The organism is Herbidospora daliensis, from assembly GCF_001570585.1.
In the GTDB taxonomy this organism is placed as follows: domain Bacteria; phylum Actinomycetota; class Actinomycetes; order Streptosporangiales; family Streptosporangiaceae; genus Herbidospora; species Herbidospora daliensis.
In genome coordinates, this window is record NZ_BBXF01000002.1 from 1,538,011 (window position 1) to 1,553,384 (window position 15,374).

The 15,374-nt window shown below is 68.0% G+C and carries 15 protein-coding genes, 1 tRNA gene and 1 pseudogene; 12 read left to right on the forward strand and 5 right to left on the reverse strand.

The features are described 5' to 3' along the window. Window positions 1–9: 9 nt before the first annotated feature. A complete protein-coding gene (locus AW274_RS13605; RefSeq protein ID WP_062431999.1) occupies window positions 10–747 on the forward strand; it encodes a phosphoglyceromutase in 738 nt (245 codons plus the stop codon). A 54-nt stretch (window positions 748–801) separates the two neighbouring features. Here AW274_RS13605 and phoU read toward each other — a convergent pair whose 3' ends face one another. Next, window positions 802–1,455: a phosphate signaling complex protein PhoU gene (phoU, locus tag AW274_RS13610; RefSeq protein WP_062432003.1), complete on the reverse strand. Its 654-nt coding sequence runs from the start codon at window positions 1,453–1,455 to the stop codon at window positions 802–804. A 154-nt stretch (window positions 1,456–1,609) separates the two neighbouring features. On the opposite strand from phoU, the gene AW274_RS13615 reads away from it, so the two are divergent. Then, on the forward strand, window positions 1,610–2,755 hold the full coding sequence (locus tag AW274_RS13615) for a sensor histidine kinase (protein WP_062431350.1): 1,146 nt from the start codon (window positions 1,610–1,612) through the stop codon (window positions 2,753–2,755). Continuing rightward, the gene (locus AW274_RS13620; protein ID WP_030451587.1) at window positions 2,752–3,444 is read left to right on the forward strand and encodes a response regulator; all 693 of its coding nucleotides are present in this window, start codon (window positions 2,752–2,754) and stop codon (window positions 3,442–3,444) included. Before AW274_RS13615 ends, AW274_RS13620 begins: the two co-directional genes overlap by 4 nt. Before the next feature lie 220 nt (window positions 3,445–3,664). Here the strand turns inward: AW274_RS13620 and AW274_RS13625 are convergent, their stop codons facing one another. Continuing rightward, window positions 3,665–4,261, reverse strand: coding sequence for a copper chaperone PCu(A)C domain-containing protein (locus AW274_RS13625; RefSeq protein ID WP_062431351.1), 597 nt, complete (start codon window positions 4,259–4,261; stop codon window positions 3,665–3,667). A gap of 254 nt (window positions 4,262–4,515) precedes the next feature. Here AW274_RS13625 and AW274_RS13630 point away from each other — a divergent pair, with 254 nt between their 5' ends. From AW274_RS13630 to AW274_RS13645, 4 genes are all read left to right on the forward strand, one after another. Continuing rightward, window positions 4,516–4,998 carry a CarD family transcriptional regulator gene (locus AW274_RS13630; protein WP_030451583.1) on the forward strand — a complete coding sequence of 161 codons (483 nt, stop codon included), beginning with the start codon at window positions 4,516–4,518 and terminating at the stop codon, window positions 4,996–4,998. A gap of 17 nt (window positions 4,999–5,015) precedes the next feature. Continuing rightward, entirely contained in the window at window positions 5,016–5,474 is a 459-nt protein-coding gene (gene ispF, locus AW274_RS13635) for a 2-C-methyl-D-erythritol 2,4-cyclodiphosphate synthase (RefSeq protein ID WP_062431352.1), read from the forward strand. Between the two features lie 331 nt (window positions 5,475–5,805). Further along, a complete protein-coding gene (locus tag AW274_RS13640; RefSeq protein WP_062337923.1) occupies window positions 5,806–6,120 on the forward strand; it encodes a GlsB/YeaQ/YmgE family stress response membrane protein in 315 nt (104 codons plus the stop codon). An 87-nt stretch (window positions 6,121–6,207) separates the two neighbouring features. Continuing rightward, window positions 6,208–6,477, forward strand: coding sequence for a GlsB/YeaQ/YmgE family stress response membrane protein (locus AW274_RS13645; protein WP_062431353.1), 270 nt, complete (start codon window positions 6,208–6,210; stop codon window positions 6,475–6,477). A gap of 66 nt (window positions 6,478–6,543) precedes the next feature. On the opposite strand, the gene AW274_RS13650 is transcribed toward AW274_RS13645, so the two are convergent. After that, complete coding sequence (locus tag AW274_RS13650; protein ID WP_062431354.1) at window positions 6,544–7,416, reverse strand: DUF2637 domain-containing protein; 873 nt, start codon at window positions 7,414–7,416, stop codon at window positions 6,544–6,546. A 147-nt stretch (window positions 7,417–7,563) separates the two neighbouring features. Here AW274_RS13650 and AW274_RS13655 point away from each other — a divergent pair, with 147 nt between their 5' ends. The 5 genes and pseudogenes from AW274_RS13655 to AW274_RS42965 form a co-directional block, all read left to right on the forward strand. After that, the gene (locus AW274_RS13655) at window positions 7,564–7,959 is read left to right on the forward strand and encodes a PPOX class F420-dependent oxidoreductase (protein ID WP_062431355.1); all 396 of its coding nucleotides are present in this window, start codon (window positions 7,564–7,566) and stop codon (window positions 7,957–7,959) included. Between the two features lie 57 nt (window positions 7,960–8,016). After that, on the forward strand, window positions 8,017–9,411 hold the full coding sequence (gene cysS / locus AW274_RS13660; RefSeq protein WP_062431356.1) for a cysteine--tRNA ligase: 1,395 nt from the start codon (window positions 8,017–8,019) through the stop codon (window positions 9,409–9,411). Between the two features lie 37 nt (window positions 9,412–9,448). Further along, the gene (rlmB, locus tag AW274_RS13665; RefSeq protein WP_062431357.1) at window positions 9,449–10,396 is read left to right on the forward strand and encodes a 23S rRNA (guanosine(2251)-2'-O)-methyltransferase RlmB; all 948 of its coding nucleotides are present in this window, start codon (window positions 9,449–9,451) and stop codon (window positions 10,394–10,396) included. A gap of 27 nt (window positions 10,397–10,423) precedes the next feature. Beyond that, window positions 10,424–10,496 (forward strand) — tRNA-Thr (locus AW274_RS13670). A gap of 422 nt (window positions 10,497–10,918) precedes the next feature. Beyond that, window positions 10,919–11,596 (forward strand): annotated as a pseudogene (locus AW274_RS42965) (MFS transporter); the annotation flags it as partial. Between the two features lie 522 nt (window positions 11,597–12,118). Here the strand turns inward: AW274_RS42965 and AW274_RS13675 are convergent. Together AW274_RS13675 and AW274_RS13680 are read right to left on the reverse strand one after the other, a co-directional pair. Further along, window positions 12,119–14,092 (reverse strand): tetratricopeptide repeat protein, encoded by a 1,974-nt coding sequence (locus tag AW274_RS13675; protein WP_062431358.1) that lies wholly within the window; start codon window positions 14,090–14,092, stop codon window positions 12,119–12,121. Beyond that, window positions 14,089–14,979 carry an SIR2 family NAD-dependent protein deacylase gene (locus tag AW274_RS13680; protein ID WP_198169167.1) on the reverse strand — a complete coding sequence of 297 codons (891 nt, stop codon included), beginning with the start codon at window positions 14,977–14,979 and terminating at the stop codon, window positions 14,089–14,091. The genes AW274_RS13675 and AW274_RS13680 overlap by 4 nt, the downstream gene beginning before the upstream one ends. Window positions 14,980–15,374 lie beyond the last annotated feature (395 nt).

The following is a 15,374-nucleotide window of genomic DNA, read 5'->3' on the forward strand; positions in this document are numbered from 1 at the left end:
ATGCCGGTCATGGCGACTTTGGTACTGCTCCGGCACGGCGAGAGCGAATGGAACGTCAAGGGCCTGTTCACGGGCTGGGTCGACGTCAACCTCTCGGCTGCCGGTGAGGAGGAGGCCGCGCGCGGCGGCCGGCTGCTGCTCGAGGCGGGCGTACGCCCCGACGTGGTGCACACGTCCCTGCTGACCCGCGCGATCCGCACCGCCCAGCTCGCGCTGGAGGCGGCCGACCTGCTCTGGCTCCCGGTCGAGCGGTCGTGGCGGCTCAACGAGCGCCACTACGGCGCCCTGCAGGGCAAGGACAAGGCGCAGACCCGCGCCGAGTTCGGCGACGAGCAGTTCATGCTCTGGCGGCGCTCCTACGACACCCCGCCGCCCCCCATCGCCGACGACGACGAGTTCTCCCAGTTCGCCGACGCCCGCTACGCCGGCCTCCCCAAGGAACTCCGCCCCAAGACCGAGTGCCTCAAAGACGTCGTCGACCGCATGCTGCCCTACTGGTACGACTCGATCGTCCCGCAGCTCGCGGCCGGCAAGACCGTCCTGGTCGCGGCCCACGGCAACTCCCTGCGCGCCCTGGTCAAGCACCTCGACGGCATCAGCGACGCCGACATCGCCGGCCTCAACATCCCCACCGGCATCCCCCTGCGCTACGAACTCGACGCCGACTACAAGCCCATCAGCTCGGGCTACCTCGACCCCGAAGCAGCAGCAGCGGCCATCGAAGCCGTGGCCAACCAGGGCAAGTAGTTCTGGACATGGGAAATCCCCGGCCCCCCGAGGGCCGGGGATTTCGTATTTGGGCTACTGCTCTTCGCCGTCGCGGGAGCCCGTGACGAGGTAGACCACGTCGCGGGCGACGCGGACCGCGTGGTCGGCGTAGCGCTCGTAGTAGCGGCCCGCCAGGGTGATGTCGATCGCGGCCTCGATGCCGTGGCTCCAGTTCGGCGACAGCAGGACGCGGAACAGGCGGCGGTGCAGCAGGTCCATCGCGTCGTCGTCGGCCTCGAGCTCCTTGGAGAGCTCGACGTCGCGGGTCGCGATGCAGGTGCCGGTCTTGGTGATCAGGCGCTCGGCGATCTGGTCCATCTCGACGATGGTGTCGCGGAGCTCGGCCGGGATGGCCGACTCGGGGTGGCGCATCCGGGCGATCTTGGCGATGTGCTCGGCCAGGTCGCCCATCCGCTCAAGGTCGGCCGCCATGCGCAGCGCGGTGATGACCGTACGGAGGTCGACCGCGACGGGCTGCTGGGTGGCCATCAGCTCGTAAATGGAGGTCTCCACCTCGGCGTACAGCCGGTTGACCTCCTCGTCCTGAGAGATCACACTCTCGGAGAGGTGAAGATCGGCGTCAAGCAGGGCCGTGGTGGCCCGGGACATGGCCGAGCGAACCAGGCGGGTCATCTCGACCAGCTTCAGGGTGAGGTTGTCCAGCTCGTCATGATAGGCGTCGCGCATGCCCGTCACGGTAATCGGCGCTTCGTGAACGATCTCCGACCGGCAGGTGAACTCTTTCGGAAAGGCCATGGTCAGTCGGCATCCGGCCGTCGGGAACAGGCGTATTCCCACCTAGCATCGAAGCGTGAATGAGTTGCTGGCGAGTCTTGCCGCGATGGGTGGGTTCCTGGTGGGCACCCTCGTCATGCTGGCGATCCGGCGGCAGTCCGAACCGTCGTCGGTGCCCGACACCCCGCCTGAGGACTCCTTGTCTCCGGGCGTGGCCTCGCTGCTGGCGGTGCTGCCGTCGTCGGCGGTCGTGCTCGACCGGGAGGACCGCGTCCTGCGGGCCAGTTCGGCGGCCCGCGCCTACGGCCTGGTCCGCGGCGACACCCTCATCTCGCCCGAGCTGCTCGCGCTGGCCCGCAAGGTCCGCCGCGACGGCGAGATCCGCGAGGGCGAGATCGAGACGTCGGGCCGGAAGTTCGGCCAGGAGTCGACCTCGTTCGCGGTCCGGGTCGCCCCGCTGGGCTCCACCGGCCAGGTGCTGGTGCTGGCCGAGGACCAGACCGACCGGCTGCGCGTCGAGGCGGTCCGCCGCGACTTCGTCGCCAACGTCAGCCACGAGCTCAAGACCCCGGTCGGCGCGCTCAGCCTGCTGGCCGAGACGATCCAGGACGCCGCCGACGACCCCGAGGCGGTCACCCGCTTCGCCGGCCGCATGCAGCACGAGGCGGCCCGGCTCACCTACCTCATCCAGGACCTGATCACCCTGTCCCGCATCCAGGGCGCGGAGGAGATCCCGACCCCCGAGCCGGTCCAGGTCGACGACGCCGTCCACGAGGCCATCGACCGGTGCAGCACCAAGGCCGCGTCGAAGGACATCACCCTGGTCGCGGGCGGCACCGGCGGCCTCAACATCTGGGGCGACGACGAACTTCTCGTCACCGCCCTGCGCAACCTGATCGACAACGCGGTCGCCTACAGCCCCGAGCACACCCGCGTCGTGGTCAGCGCCCGCCCGGCCGGCGACTCGGTCGAGATCAGCGTCAGCGACCAGGGCATCGGCATCCCCGAGAGCGCCCAGGAACGCATCTTCGAACGCTTCTTCCGGGTCGACGCGGCCCGGTCGCGCTCGACCGGCGGCACGGGCCTCGGCCTGGCCATCGTCAAACACGTCGCCGTCGCCCACGGCGGCGAGGTGTCGGTCTGGAGCAAGGAAGGCTCCGGCTCGACCTTCACTCTCCGCCTCCCCGCGTTCGGCGGGGTCGCGGTCGCCACACCCCGCACAACGTCAACTCCCCTGGAGGCGGCCACATGACCCGGGTACTCGTCGTGGAAGACGAGGAGTCGTTCTCCGACGCCCTTTCCTACATGCTGCGCAAAGAGGGCTTCGAGGTCGCGGTCGCGGCCACCGGCCCCGAGGCGCTGGAGACCTTCGACCGCAACGGCGCCGACCTCGTGCTGCTCGACCTGATGCTCCCGGGCCTGCCGGGCACCGAGGTCTGCCGTTCCCTCCGGCAGCGGTCCAAGGTCCCCGTGATCATGCTCACCGCCAAGGACAGCGAGATCGACAAGGTCGTCGGCCTGGAACTCGGCGCCGACGACTACGTCACCAAGCCTTTCAGCTCCCGCGAGCTGGTCGCCCGCATCCGCGCGGTGCTGCGCCGCCAGGGCGACGTCGAAGAGGTCGAGTCGGCCGTCCTGGCCGCCGGCCCGGTCCGCATGGATGTCGACCGCCACATCGTCGCCGTCCGCGGCCGCCAGGTGCAGCTCCCGCTGAAGGAGTTCGAGCTCCTGGAGGTCCTGCTCCGCAACGCCGGCCGGGTCCTGACCCGCGGCCAGCTCATCGACCGCGTCTGGGGCGCCGACTACGTGGGTGACACCAAGACCCTCGACGTCCACGTGAAACGCCTCCGGGCCAAGGTCGAGTCCGACCCGGCCAACCCGCGCTGCATCCTGACGGTCCGCGGACTGGGCTACAAGTTCGACCCGGTGATCGAAGACTAGGTACCGCCCGGCCCCGCCGGCCCGTGCGAACTCCGCGCGGGTCGGCTGTGCTTTTCCCGAACTCCGCTCCGTTACGGCTCCGCCTGCCCTGACCCCGCCCGCCGCCCCCGGTTCCGCCCGCCCGACCGGCGCTCACCGGCCGCTCGGGCGAGCGCCGAAACGGGCCAGGGAACACGAAACCGACCGGCCGCAGGTGCCGGCCGGTCGGTGACGGGGTGGATCAGTGGCCGGAGGACTCGCCCGCCGCGGTGGCCGTGGGAGACGGCTTCGGCGGCGCCGGGATCGCGCCCGGGACCGGGGGAAGGGTCGCGTACTCGCGGTTGCGGGTGATGACCGGGACGGTCATGGTCACCTCGCCCGCGTTCTGGAACTTCAGGGTCAGCGGGATGCTCTCGCCGCCGCGCAGGGCCGCCTTGACGCCCTGGACCTGGATCTGCGGGTTCGCCCCGGTGCCGGTGTGGACGAGGGTGCCCACGGGGAGCTGCACGCCGCCGCCCTGGGCCGCCGTGGCGGCGTTGGGGTCGGGCGTGACGCCGGTCAGGACGTCGGGGGCCGGGCCGTCGTTGGTGAGCGACAGGTAGAGGGGCACGGCGCCGCCGGCCGGGATCTGGCCGCCCGGGTCGGGGCCGAGCAGATAGGCCTGGCTCACCTTCATGCCGTTCACGCCGTACTGGCCGTCGCGGATGAGAACCTGGGACTCGGTCGGCGCGTAGGGCTTGTTGGTGTTCGCGTCGACTCCGGCGCCGCACGCGGCCAGCGCGGGGGCGGCGGCCAGAAACGCGGCGATGGCGATCACCCTGCGGCTGGTCGTGGTCACGGTCGAGAATCTCCTTGGTAACGCGCGCGATCGTATGCGGGGATCACCATATCGGCGTGGCATGCCCGTCCGATAACCGCCCCGGGAACACTCGAGACGCAGGTCATCCCGCCTGCCGGACGGCCCGATTCACACAGTAGAGCTCTTGTCAAGTCCCAAAATGAGGCTTTGACCTGCAGTTATGGTGATTTCACTGTTCCGGGAGAGTGTTGGCGCGTGGTACCCTGGAGTACAGCGGAAGGGGTACTTGTCACATGACTTTCCAGGTCGGCGACACGGTCGTCTACCCCCATCACGGGGCTGCTCGGATCGAAGCCATCACCACTCGGACGATTAAGGGTGAGGAAAAGACCTACCTGGTACTGAAGGTCGACAAGGGCGACCTCACCGTCCAGGTGCCTGCGGAGAACGCGGAGCTCGTCGGCGTGCGCGATGTGGTCGGTCAGGAGGGCCTCGAGAGGGTCTTCGACGTCCTGCGCATGCCTCACACCGAAGAGCCCACCAACTGGTCGCGCCGTTACAAGGCGAACCTTGAGAAGCTCGCGTCGGGTGACGTCAACAAGGTGGCCGAAGTGGTTCGGGACCTCTGGCGCCGCGACCGCGAGCGTGGACTCTCCGCAGGTGAGAAGCGGATGCTCGCGAAGGCTCGGCAGATTCTGGTCAGCGAACTCGCCCTGGCTGAGAAGACCAACGAAGACAAAGCGGAAGCCTTGCTCGACGAGGTGCTGAACTCCTGAGCGCGAAACTTCCCAGGGTGGGCGTCGGTGTCGACGTCCACCCTTTCGCTTCTGGGCGTGAACTCCACCTGGCGGGGCTGTTCTGGCCCGGGGAGACCGGCCTGGCCGGCCACTCCGACGGCGACGCGGCGGCCCATGCGTGTTGCGACGCGTTGTTGTCGGCCGCCGGGCTCGGCGACCTGGGCAAGGTCTTCGGCACCTCCGATCCCCGCTGGTCGGGGGCGTCGGGGGTGACGTTGCTCACCGAGACGGCGCGGCTGGTGCGCGAGGCCGGCTTCGAGATCGGCAACGTGGCGGTGCAGATCATCGGGAACCGGCCCAAGTTGTCGCCGCGTCGCGGTGAGGCCGAGAAGGCCCTGGGCGCGGCGGTGGGGGCTGACGTGAGCGTCAGCGCGACCACGACCGACGGGCTGGGGCTCACGGGGCGTGGCGAGGGCATCGCCGCTATCGCCAACGCGTTGATCGTCGCTCTTTAGGTATCGCTGCCCGTCGTTGCGGCGCTGTCCATGAGCGGCCGAGGAGCGCCGGTGACGGGGCTGCACCAGGGGCGGCGGGCGGTGCCGGGGTGGGCGGAGCCGTAACGGAGCGGGCTTTTCGAACTCAGTCGTCACACCCGGCTCAGGGGTCCCCACCTCGGATAACGGTTTGGTGCGGTCCAAAGTGGATGGCAACCCCGGTCAGGGATGCGGCGTCTCATATGCGGTTGGGGCGGCGATCCCGTAACCAGGCGCGGTGCGTGGATCGCCGTCCCTTTTTGGGTACTTCATCCCCTAGAGGTGCAGATGTCACCTCGTCGGGGGGAATGTCATGATCGCTTCGATCCTTGGCGCCATCATCATCGGTGTGGTGATTGGGGCGCTGGCGCGCCTGATCCTGCCGGGGCGGCAGAACATCAGCATCGGCATGACGATCCTGGTCGGTATCGTCGCCGCCCTCATCGGGTCGCTCATCGCGGCGCTGTTCGGGTTCGCCAACACGCGCGGCTTCGACTGGTGGGAGCACATCCTCCAGCTCGTGCTGGCCGTGATCGGCGTCGGCTTCGTCGCCGGCCGGGGCATCACCACAGGTCGCGGACGTGGACACGGCGGGGCGACCGGGCGTCCGGGCCACAGCGGGATCTAAAAAATTCCGGCGCAAGGCATATTTTGCCGATAGAGGGTATTCGACCGCTTGAGCGTGAAGGTGTCACCCTCAAGGGGAGGTCGAATAATGACCATCGCGAGCATTCTCGGCGCAATCGTCATCGGCGCCGTCATCGGTGCGCTGGGCCGTCTGATTCTGCCCGGCCGTCAGCCGATCGGTTGGATCCTCACCATCGTCGTCGGTATCGTCGCCGCCCTCATCGGCACGGCGATCGCCCAGTCCCTGGGTGTGGCGACGACCGACGGGATCGACTGGATCGAACTGGTCATGCAGGTCGTCCTGGCCGTCATCGGAGTCGGCGCCGTCGCCGCTCTCCGAGGTCGCACCAGGGTCTGACCCACACATAGAGGTTGATGCCCGACGGCCGATCCGGCCGTCGGGCACCGCCTTTTCCGGGACGGTTCAGGAGTCGCTCGGCGGGGTCGGGGTGCTGCGCAGGTGCCCCGAGGGAGGGGCGGAGACCTCGTCGTCGAGGGGCTCGCGCCGGGCGGCGGTCTCCCCCGGGTCGGCGGCCTCCGGGCCGTGTTCCGGATCGGGGTCGACCGAGAGGTTGCGCATCGGCTGGGTGTCGACTTCGGACTCGTCGCGCCGGCTCAGCTTCTCGGCGGCCTGGGCGGCGGCCTCGCCGTACTTCTTGTCGGTCTCGTCGTCGGGCTCGGGCAGCGGGTGGACGAGCACGTCGCCGACGTTGGGCCTGATCAGGTCGCCCCAGCGGGCGGGCCGAGGTGGCGGCGAGGGGGTGAGCGGGGGCGCCAGCTCCGGCGGCGCGACCGTTTCGGTCACCGGGCTCACCGGGGTCGGCGGCGTGTAGTCGGGGGGCGCGGTCACGTGGGCGGTGCGGACGAACGGCACCACGTCGTCGCCGGGGTCGTCGTCGAGGTCGGCGTTCTTCGTCTGGGCGTACCGGACGATCAGAAGTAACAACCACAGGCCGACGACCAGCATGACCCAGGGCACCAGGGCCACCACGATCGAGGCCGGCTGGACCGCGATGAGCACCCCCGAGGCCACCGTGACGTCGGCCGCGGCGGCCGCGATCAGCAGCAGGATCAGGATCAGGGCCGCCTGGAGACGGATGACCAGCCGCCCGGGGCGCACCACCGGCACCGCCAGCAGGGCCACCACCAGCAGGGCGTCGAAACCGGCCGGGTAGAGGTAGGCGAACTCGGGGTCGGCCCGGCCCTGGAGCGCGAGGGCCCGCAGGTCGTCGAAGGAGAGCACGCAGGCGGCCCCGGCGAGCACCGCCACTGCGAGGCTCGCGACGATCACGGCCACGCGGCTCAGCAGGCGGGATCCGGAGGAAGACGGACGGGAGGCCGGGCCTGCCGTCGCGGGGGGATTCGCGTCCATGGCGTGTCGAGCCTAGCGACTCGGGTGCCCCCGGCCGTTTTATGACACGTACGAAATGGCATGATCGCTCCTATGGGAGAGCAGACCTTGCCTGACGGCGTTCGTTCCTTGTTCGACGGGGCGAATTTCGCCACCGTCTCCAGCGTCAACCCCGACGGAAGCCCGCAGGCCTCCGTGGTGTGGGTGCGCACGGACGGCGACGCGATTCTCTTCTCGACGGTCAAGGGACGCAGAAAGCACCGCAACATGGAACGCGACCCGCGCGTCTCCATTCTGATCGTCGACCCGGCCGACCCCTACGTGTACGCCGAGGTCAGAGGCTCGGTCACGCTGTTCGACGACCCCCACGGCGACCTCATCCAAGAGCTTTCGCACAAATACGCCGGGAAACCTTTCGTCGAGGGCAGCCCCGACAACGAGCGGGTGATCGTACGGATCGCCCCGGAGAAGGTGTATCTCCGAGGCTGACGCTCACGGTTTCTCATCTCGGCCTGTGCTGGCCGGGAAGGCGTTAGCCTTGCCTTTGTGAGCCTGAGACTCTATGACACCAGCACCCGAACGGTCCGTGAATTCGCCCCGGTTGAGCCCGGCCGGGTCACGATGTACCTGTGTGGTGCGACCGTCCAGGCTCCGCCTCACATCGGTCACATCCGTTCCGGCGTCAACTTCGACGTGCTGCGCCGCTGGCTGACCCATTCTGGTTACGACGTCACGTTCTGCCGCAACGTGACCGACCTCGACGACAAGATCATCCGCGTCGCGGCGGCCGAGGGCGTGCCCTGGTTCGTGGTCGCCGAGCGCAACCAGCGGGCCTTCACGTGGGCGTACGACCAGCTCGGCTGCCTGCCCCCCACGGTCGAGCCGAGGGCGATGGGCCACGTGCCCGAGATGATCGAGCTGATGCACCGCCTGATCGACAAGGGCCACGCCTACGCCTCGGCCGGCGACGTCTACTTCGACGTGGTCTCCTACGCCGACCGCTACGGGAAACTGTCGAACCAGAAGCTCGAGAACATGCGGGCCGCCGGTGACACCGACACCGACTCGCTCAAGCGCGACCCGCGCGACTTCGCGTTGTGGAAGGGCGCCAAGGAGGGCGAGCCGACCTGGCCCACCCCGTGGGGCCGCGGCCGCCCCGGCTGGCACCTCGAATGCTCGGCGATGGCGACCAAATACCTCGGCGGCACCTTCGACATCCACGGCGGCGGCGTCGACCTGATCTTCCCCCACCACGAGAACGAGATCGCCCAGTCGCAGGCCGCCGGCGACGGCTTCGCCCGCTTCTGGCTGCACAACGGCATGCTGCAGCTCGGCGGCACCAAGATGAGCAAGTCCCTCGGGAACTCGCTGCTGATCCCTGAGATGCTGACCAAGGTCCGGGCCGTCGAGCTGCGTTATTACCTGGTCTCGGCCCACTACGGCTCGGCGATCGACTACTCCGAAGAGGCGCTGCAGGAGTCGGCCGCGGGCTACCGGCGGCTGGAGGGCTTCGTCTCCCGGGCGGCCGAGGTCATCCACGACGTCGACGCCACCGCGCCGCTGCCGCAGGCTTTCGTGGACGCCCTCAACGACGACCTGAACGTGTCCCAGGCGCTGGCCGTCGTCCACGAGGTGGTCCGCGAGGGGAACGTGGCCCTGTCCCAGGGCAACAAGGAGGCCGTGGCCAGGCTCCTGGCCGAGACGCAGACCATGCTCGGGGTCCTGGGGCTCGACCCCCGGTCTCCGCAGTGGCGCTCCTCCGGTGAGTCGGGCCTCCACGAGGTCGTCGACGCCCTCGTGGCCGTGGCGTTGGAGCAGCGTCAGGCCGCCCGGGCCCGGAAGGACTACGCGGCGGCCGACGCCATCCGCGAATCCCTCGCGGCGGCCGGGGTCGTCGTCGAGGACACGCCGCAGGGGCCCCGCTGGGAGCTCGCCCGCTGATCTGGGGCGCTCGAAATCACGGATAGGCTTTTTAGTTATGGCAGCAGCGGGACGTAAACGGCAGGGCGCCACTCGGGGCACCGGGGGCAAGGTTCGGCGTTCTCTGGCGGGCAAGGGGCCTACGCCGCCCGCTGAGGACCGTCACTGGTACAAGGACAAGGCCCGCGCCGAGCGGGTCGCCCGCGAGGAGCGCGGTGGCGCTTCGCCTCGGAAGGCTCCGGTGCGGGCCCGGAAGTCCGAGGACGCGCCTGAGTACATCGGCGGGCGTAACCCCGTCGTGGAGGCGCTGCGGGCCGGGGTGCCTGCCTCTGCCCTCTATGTCGCGGCGCGGATCGAGAACGACGACCGGGTCCGGGAGTCGATCAAGATCGCGGCCGACAAGGGGATCGCGCTGCTGGAGGTCGACCGGGGGAAGCTTGACCGGTTGACCGAGGGCGGGGTGCACCAGGGGGTCGCGCTTCAGATTCCGGCTTACGAGTATGCGCATCCGATCGATCTGGTGCGGTTCGCTTCCGATGCGGCCGAGGTGCCGTTGATCGTGGCGCTCGACGGGGTTACGGACCCTCGGAACCTTGGGGCTATCGCTCGGTCGGCTGCTGCGTTTGGGGCGCATGGGTTGCTGGTGCCTGGGCGGCGGTCTGCGGGGGTTACGGCGGGGGCTTGGAAGACTTCTGCGGGGACGCTTGCTTCGCTTCCTGTGGCTCGGGGGGCGAACCTTACGCAGGCGCTTCAGGGGTATCGGGAGGAAGGGCTCTTCGTCGTTGGGCTTGACGGGGAGTCTCGGACGGACATCGGGGACATGACGCTGGCTGCTGAGCCTCTCGTCGTTGTCGTGGGGTCTGAGGGTAAGGGGCTGTCCCGGTTGGTGCGGGAGAGCTGTGACCAGGTGGTTCGTATCCCGATGGCGGCTGCGGCCGAGTCGCTCAACGCGGGGGTCGCGGCCGGCATCGCTCTTTACGAGGTGAGTCGCCTGCGTCGGGGGTAGGTGTGTACTAGACTAGCCATGGTTCCGGCCGCCTTAGCTCAATCGGCAGAGCATCTGTCTTGTAAACAGAAGGTCTGGGGTTCGATTCCCCAAGGCGGCTCTGATGGTTCGGCCTCTCATCGCGAGAGGCCGATATTTAGTTATGGCTTCCTCCCGCAAGAAGCTTGTGTCGCATTTTTGCCAAGTTTCGATGGAACGTTCCAATTGGGGGGTGATAAATATGGGTAATCCTCCCATACGAGACGGTCCGTAAGCAGGCCGAATCTCCGTTTTGGGGTCGATTTTCCTGTGCCTGACAATCTATTTGGCATCGTGCTTTAAGCGTTAGAAATATGACGCTAAAGTAAGAAATTTTAGGCAGAGAAGCCCCGCGGTGCCCGGGTCTCTGCCTCGCGTCGCTGGTGATCAGAGCGTTGCGACGAAGATGGGCCTGCCGCGGGCCGAAAGCTGAAAGGTGGTCCGCGGGTGGATCGGCGGCAGTCGCTGTTGGGTTTCTGGGTAGGTCTCACCAGCACAACGGTCGTGGCTCGAACGTTGTCTCTGACGTATCCACTCCTTGCGCTGGATCACTCTGGCTCCCCAATGGCGGTTGGTTGGGCAAGTTTCATGCTCGCGCTGCCTGGATTCCTGTTTTATCTGCCTTTCGGTGCGATCATAGACAGAATCGACCCTTCTCGACTTATGAGAGTGGTCGAAGTTGTTCGTGGACTTATGTTGCTCCTTGTCGGCGTTCTACTGGTCTTCGACTTCCTGTCCCTTCCGGTGATCCTGGTCGCCGCCTTCGTCGAGGGCGCGATGTGGATCGCCTATTCTCTCGCCGAAGCGGCCCTGATTCCGATGGTCCGCAGTGAGCGGCTGACCCGGTTCCTCGCCTCCAGCGAGCGCAGCACCCAGGTGGGTTCCTTGATCGCTCGGCCGCTGGCCGGGTTCCTCTACGGCCTGCAGCACGCCGTGCCCTTCCTCGTCGCGCCGTTCTTTCTTCTCGTCTCTGCGGTGACGGTTCCTTCGGCGCGGGTGCGGCGGACCGAAGTGCGGGGGCGGCGGGAGCCGTTGTGGGCGTCCATGGGAGAGGGGCTGCGAGAGCTGGCCCGGCATCGGTTCCTGATGGTCGCCGTCATCCTGACGAGCACGACGAATCTGATGATCAATGCCTTGATCGTCGTCTTCATCGCCGGGTACGCGACGGAACTCGGCGCCGCCGACATCGGGTTCTACCTCATGTTCGGGAGCATCGGCGGGACCCTGGGCACGCTCCTGGCCAGGACCATCCGTCCCGAGAACTGGGTGCTCTATGTTCAGCTCGGCGTCGCGGCCGTCGCCATGCTGGCCATCGCCCTGCATCCCAGCCCGGTGTCGTTCTCGCTGGGCCTGCTGCTGACCGGATGGGGTACCGCCACCAACATCGCCATGCGCAGCTATGAGGGGGTCTACGTCAGGCGTCGAAAACGCGCACGGGTGGCGAGTGTCTCGCGCCTTCTCAGCCACACCGCGGTGACGGTCGCGGCCCCGTTGGGCGGCGCGCTGGTCACCGTATACGACGTCGATCAGGCTGCTTTCATGTTGGCCTGGGGCTTCGCCTTCGTGGCGGGCCTGTTGCTGGTGTGGCGAATCGTGTCGTGGACGATCACGATCGTGCGCCGGTACGCGACGTACGGCGTCTACGGCGTTTTCGACGCGCCGAGATTCGAGGCGGTGGTCGGCGCGGTGGGCCTGCGGATGGCCTCACTGGCCATCGGCCCACCGCTCAGCCAGGCGGTGGAGATGTACCGGGAGTGGTGGTGCCTTCGCCGCCATCGCGGCTGCGGCGAGGTCGGCCGCTTCTGCGGCATTTCCGGCCTGTTGCTCGACCAGAGCCGCGTAAAGGAGGGCTGGACCGTGTTCCATCGTGGTCGCGCGTACGATCGTGATCTCATTCCGCGCTTCGTCGATGTCCCCGCGCAGCGCCAGCGCGTACGCGTAGGCGGCGCGGACCCATGGCTCACGTATCGGGCCGAGACGGGAGAAGTCGAGCAGCGCCTCGTCGACACGGTGAAGATGAAGCAGGATCTCGGCGCGGGCGCGCAGGGCGGGCCACGAGGTGGGGTCGTCGTCGAGCACACGGTCGAGCGTCTTGAGCGCGTTGTCGTCGTGGCGCCCGTGCCAGTAGGTCCACGCGAGCTCGATGCGGATGCCCTGATCGTCCGGGACCCGTTGAATCGCGGACTTGATGTCCTGAATGGCGCGTCGCGTCTCGCCGAGCGCGCGACGGGCCCGGCCGCTTGCCGCCAGAAGGCGGCCCACGCTCTCCGTGCGCCCGTGGACGTCGAAGAGGGCGGCTGCCTCGCGGTAATGGTCGATGGCCGTCGCGTACCGGGCGTCCTGGAAGGCGACGTCTCCTAGGAACGACTCGATCTCGGCCTTGAGCCGGGAGGAGTCGGTCCGGTCGAACGCGTCTCTGGCGTCGCGGCGGGCGCGGGCGAAGTCGCCCTCTCGGAGGGCGTGCTGGGCGGTGTGGAGGAGCTGCTGGGCGGTTCGGCTGTCGACCACCACGTCGCCGGCCTCCGCACGGATCAGGCGGACGAGGCTCTCGTGTGACAGCTCGTACCACTGGGCGTCGTCTCCCGTGACGCCCGGGCGCGGGGTGAGGATGTGGTGGTCGACCAGGGCGGCGACCACGTCGTTCGGGATTCCGGCCGTCATGGTCTCGCCCCGGTAGACCGGCGTCTTGGCCGAGTCGGCGATGAAGTTGTCGCGCAGCCAGGCGCGCAGGCGTGCGGTGTCGCCGTCGAGGTGGTCGCGGGCGACCTCGGCGATCGTCTGGTCGACGAACTTCTCCAGCGATTTGCGCACGTTGGCGTACCGGATGACATGGTCGGTGGTGATGTGGGTGACGTCCGGAGGCAGCGAATCCCACAGGACCGTGCAGACGACCTGGAGCTGGACGGGTTCGATGGCCTTCGACTCCGGGGCGGTGCCGTCTCCGCTCAGGTCGTCGATCAGCCGCTGGGCGGCGGCGTCGTCAAAGGAGTAGGGGGTGCCGGTGAGCGGCCCCACGATCGCCTGGGTCGCGGCCGGTGGCTCCAGGGCCCCGAGGGTGAAACGGCCTTTGGTCATGACGTCGAGGAGACGTTCGTCGCGGAGGATCGCGCCGGCCTGGTCGTTCCTGATCGAGATCAGCACGCGCAGGTCGGGATCCGTGCTGAGAGCCGTGACGAGCTGGTCGAGGAACCACTCGTGATAGGGCGTCCGCCGGTGGTTTCCCAGGAACAGCTCCTCGGCCTGGTCGATCGAGGCCAGGCGGAGCACCGGGTCGCCGTAGCGGTCCTGCCTGGGCGGGCGGCGTCTGAAGAACCGTTCGAGAGTGAGGCTGGCCAGCCGAGAGGGACGTTCTCCGGGAGACCACGACGACAGCAGCGCGTAGACGTGGGGATTGTGTTCGGGCAGCGCCGCCCGGGGAAACGTGGAGGTGACCGAGACCCGGCCCACCGGCAGGATGTCGTTCTGCGACGGATCGAGCAGGGGCATGACGCCCGCGTTGAGCAGCGAGGTCTTGCCCGCGCCCGACGGGCCCGACAACACCGTGATCTGGTTGGATCGCCAGAGATCGCAGACCTCGTGCGCCTCGCGTGCCCGGCCGAAGAACTTGCCGCTGTCCTGGCGGCGGAAGGCACGCAGGCCGACGTAGGGTTCGAGGGTCGGCTGATCTCGGCCGGTCACGGCATGGCTCCCATCCGCTCGCGTAACTCCTTGCAGAACTCGTCGATGCCGCCCCAGTAGACCGAGATCTGCCACTCGGCGTAGTACCAGTTCAGCAGGCCCTTTATGTCCTCGATGGTGGAGCCCGAGGTGGGGGCGAGCTGGATGCTCACGTGGCGGCGCCTGCTGATCGCCGGGATCGACCGGCCGAGCTCCTGGAACAACATCCGGAACGTCGAGTCCTGCAGGCTGTATCCGACGAACAGCAGCGGACGGGTGGTCAGCGCCGCGAGGATCGACGGAGGGAACATCCGGGTCGTGCCGTTGGTGCGCTCGATGATGAAGTTGCGCAGGAAGACCATGTAGTCGTCTTCGGCCAGCACGAAGCTGGCCGGATCGCGCATCGCGCCGTGCAGGTGGTAGACGAGCGGGGTCGCCGGGCTGGGGTTGAAGCCGGGGGTCTCCGCGAACAGCGGGTCGGGGGCGATGGTTTCGGTCCACGGGCAGATGGTCGCGATGGCCGACTTCGTGCGGGTCGCCAGGGCCTGGACGATGAAGTCGTCGTAGTTGGTGGTCAGGTAGACCGGCAGCGGGAAGTCGGCCAGCAGGGCGTGGGGCTCGTTCGGGTTGGTGAAGTCGGGTGTCCTGGCGTCTTCGGTCAGCACGTCTCTGACCCGGTTCTTGACGTAGTGGAGATCGCCGTATTTCACGCCCGCGTACTGGGCCACCCGCAGCAGCTCGGATCCGTTCGGACCCGGGTAGCCGCACATGGCCGCGAGCCTCTCACTGAGCTCGGCGCCCGATGGGAGAACGCTCGCTGAGGCGCCCGCGCCCACGAAAGGGGTGCAGTGGCCGGCCCTCAATTGGTAGATGAGCCGTTCCCAATCCTCGTCGCGCATTTCGCCCATGCATTGCTCCACCTCATCGGCCCGATGTTCGTTCCTGACTGTAGAGCCAGTCGCCGTGAGATGACCGGTGGGATTTTTTCGGCCCTGCGGGCAGGTGGCCGGGAGGGCGCGGATCATCATCGGTACACGACCCTCCCGCCGTTGCGTCAGATGAAGTTCTGGAACCCCGAACTCGTCGTGGCAGGGGCTTCGACGAAGTGTTCCAGCAGCCCGCGGAGGGTTGCGTAAGGCACTTCGCCGGCGGCGTTCAGGAGTGGTTCCCCGTTCGCCGCAGTACCACGCGCAGCATCGATCATTAAGTCCTCGCCTTCAGCGGCAGCCGAAATGGGAATTACGGTTGGCCGCCTTTCGCGGCCCGGGCACCATTGACGAACTTGCTGTATAGATGAGTTTTG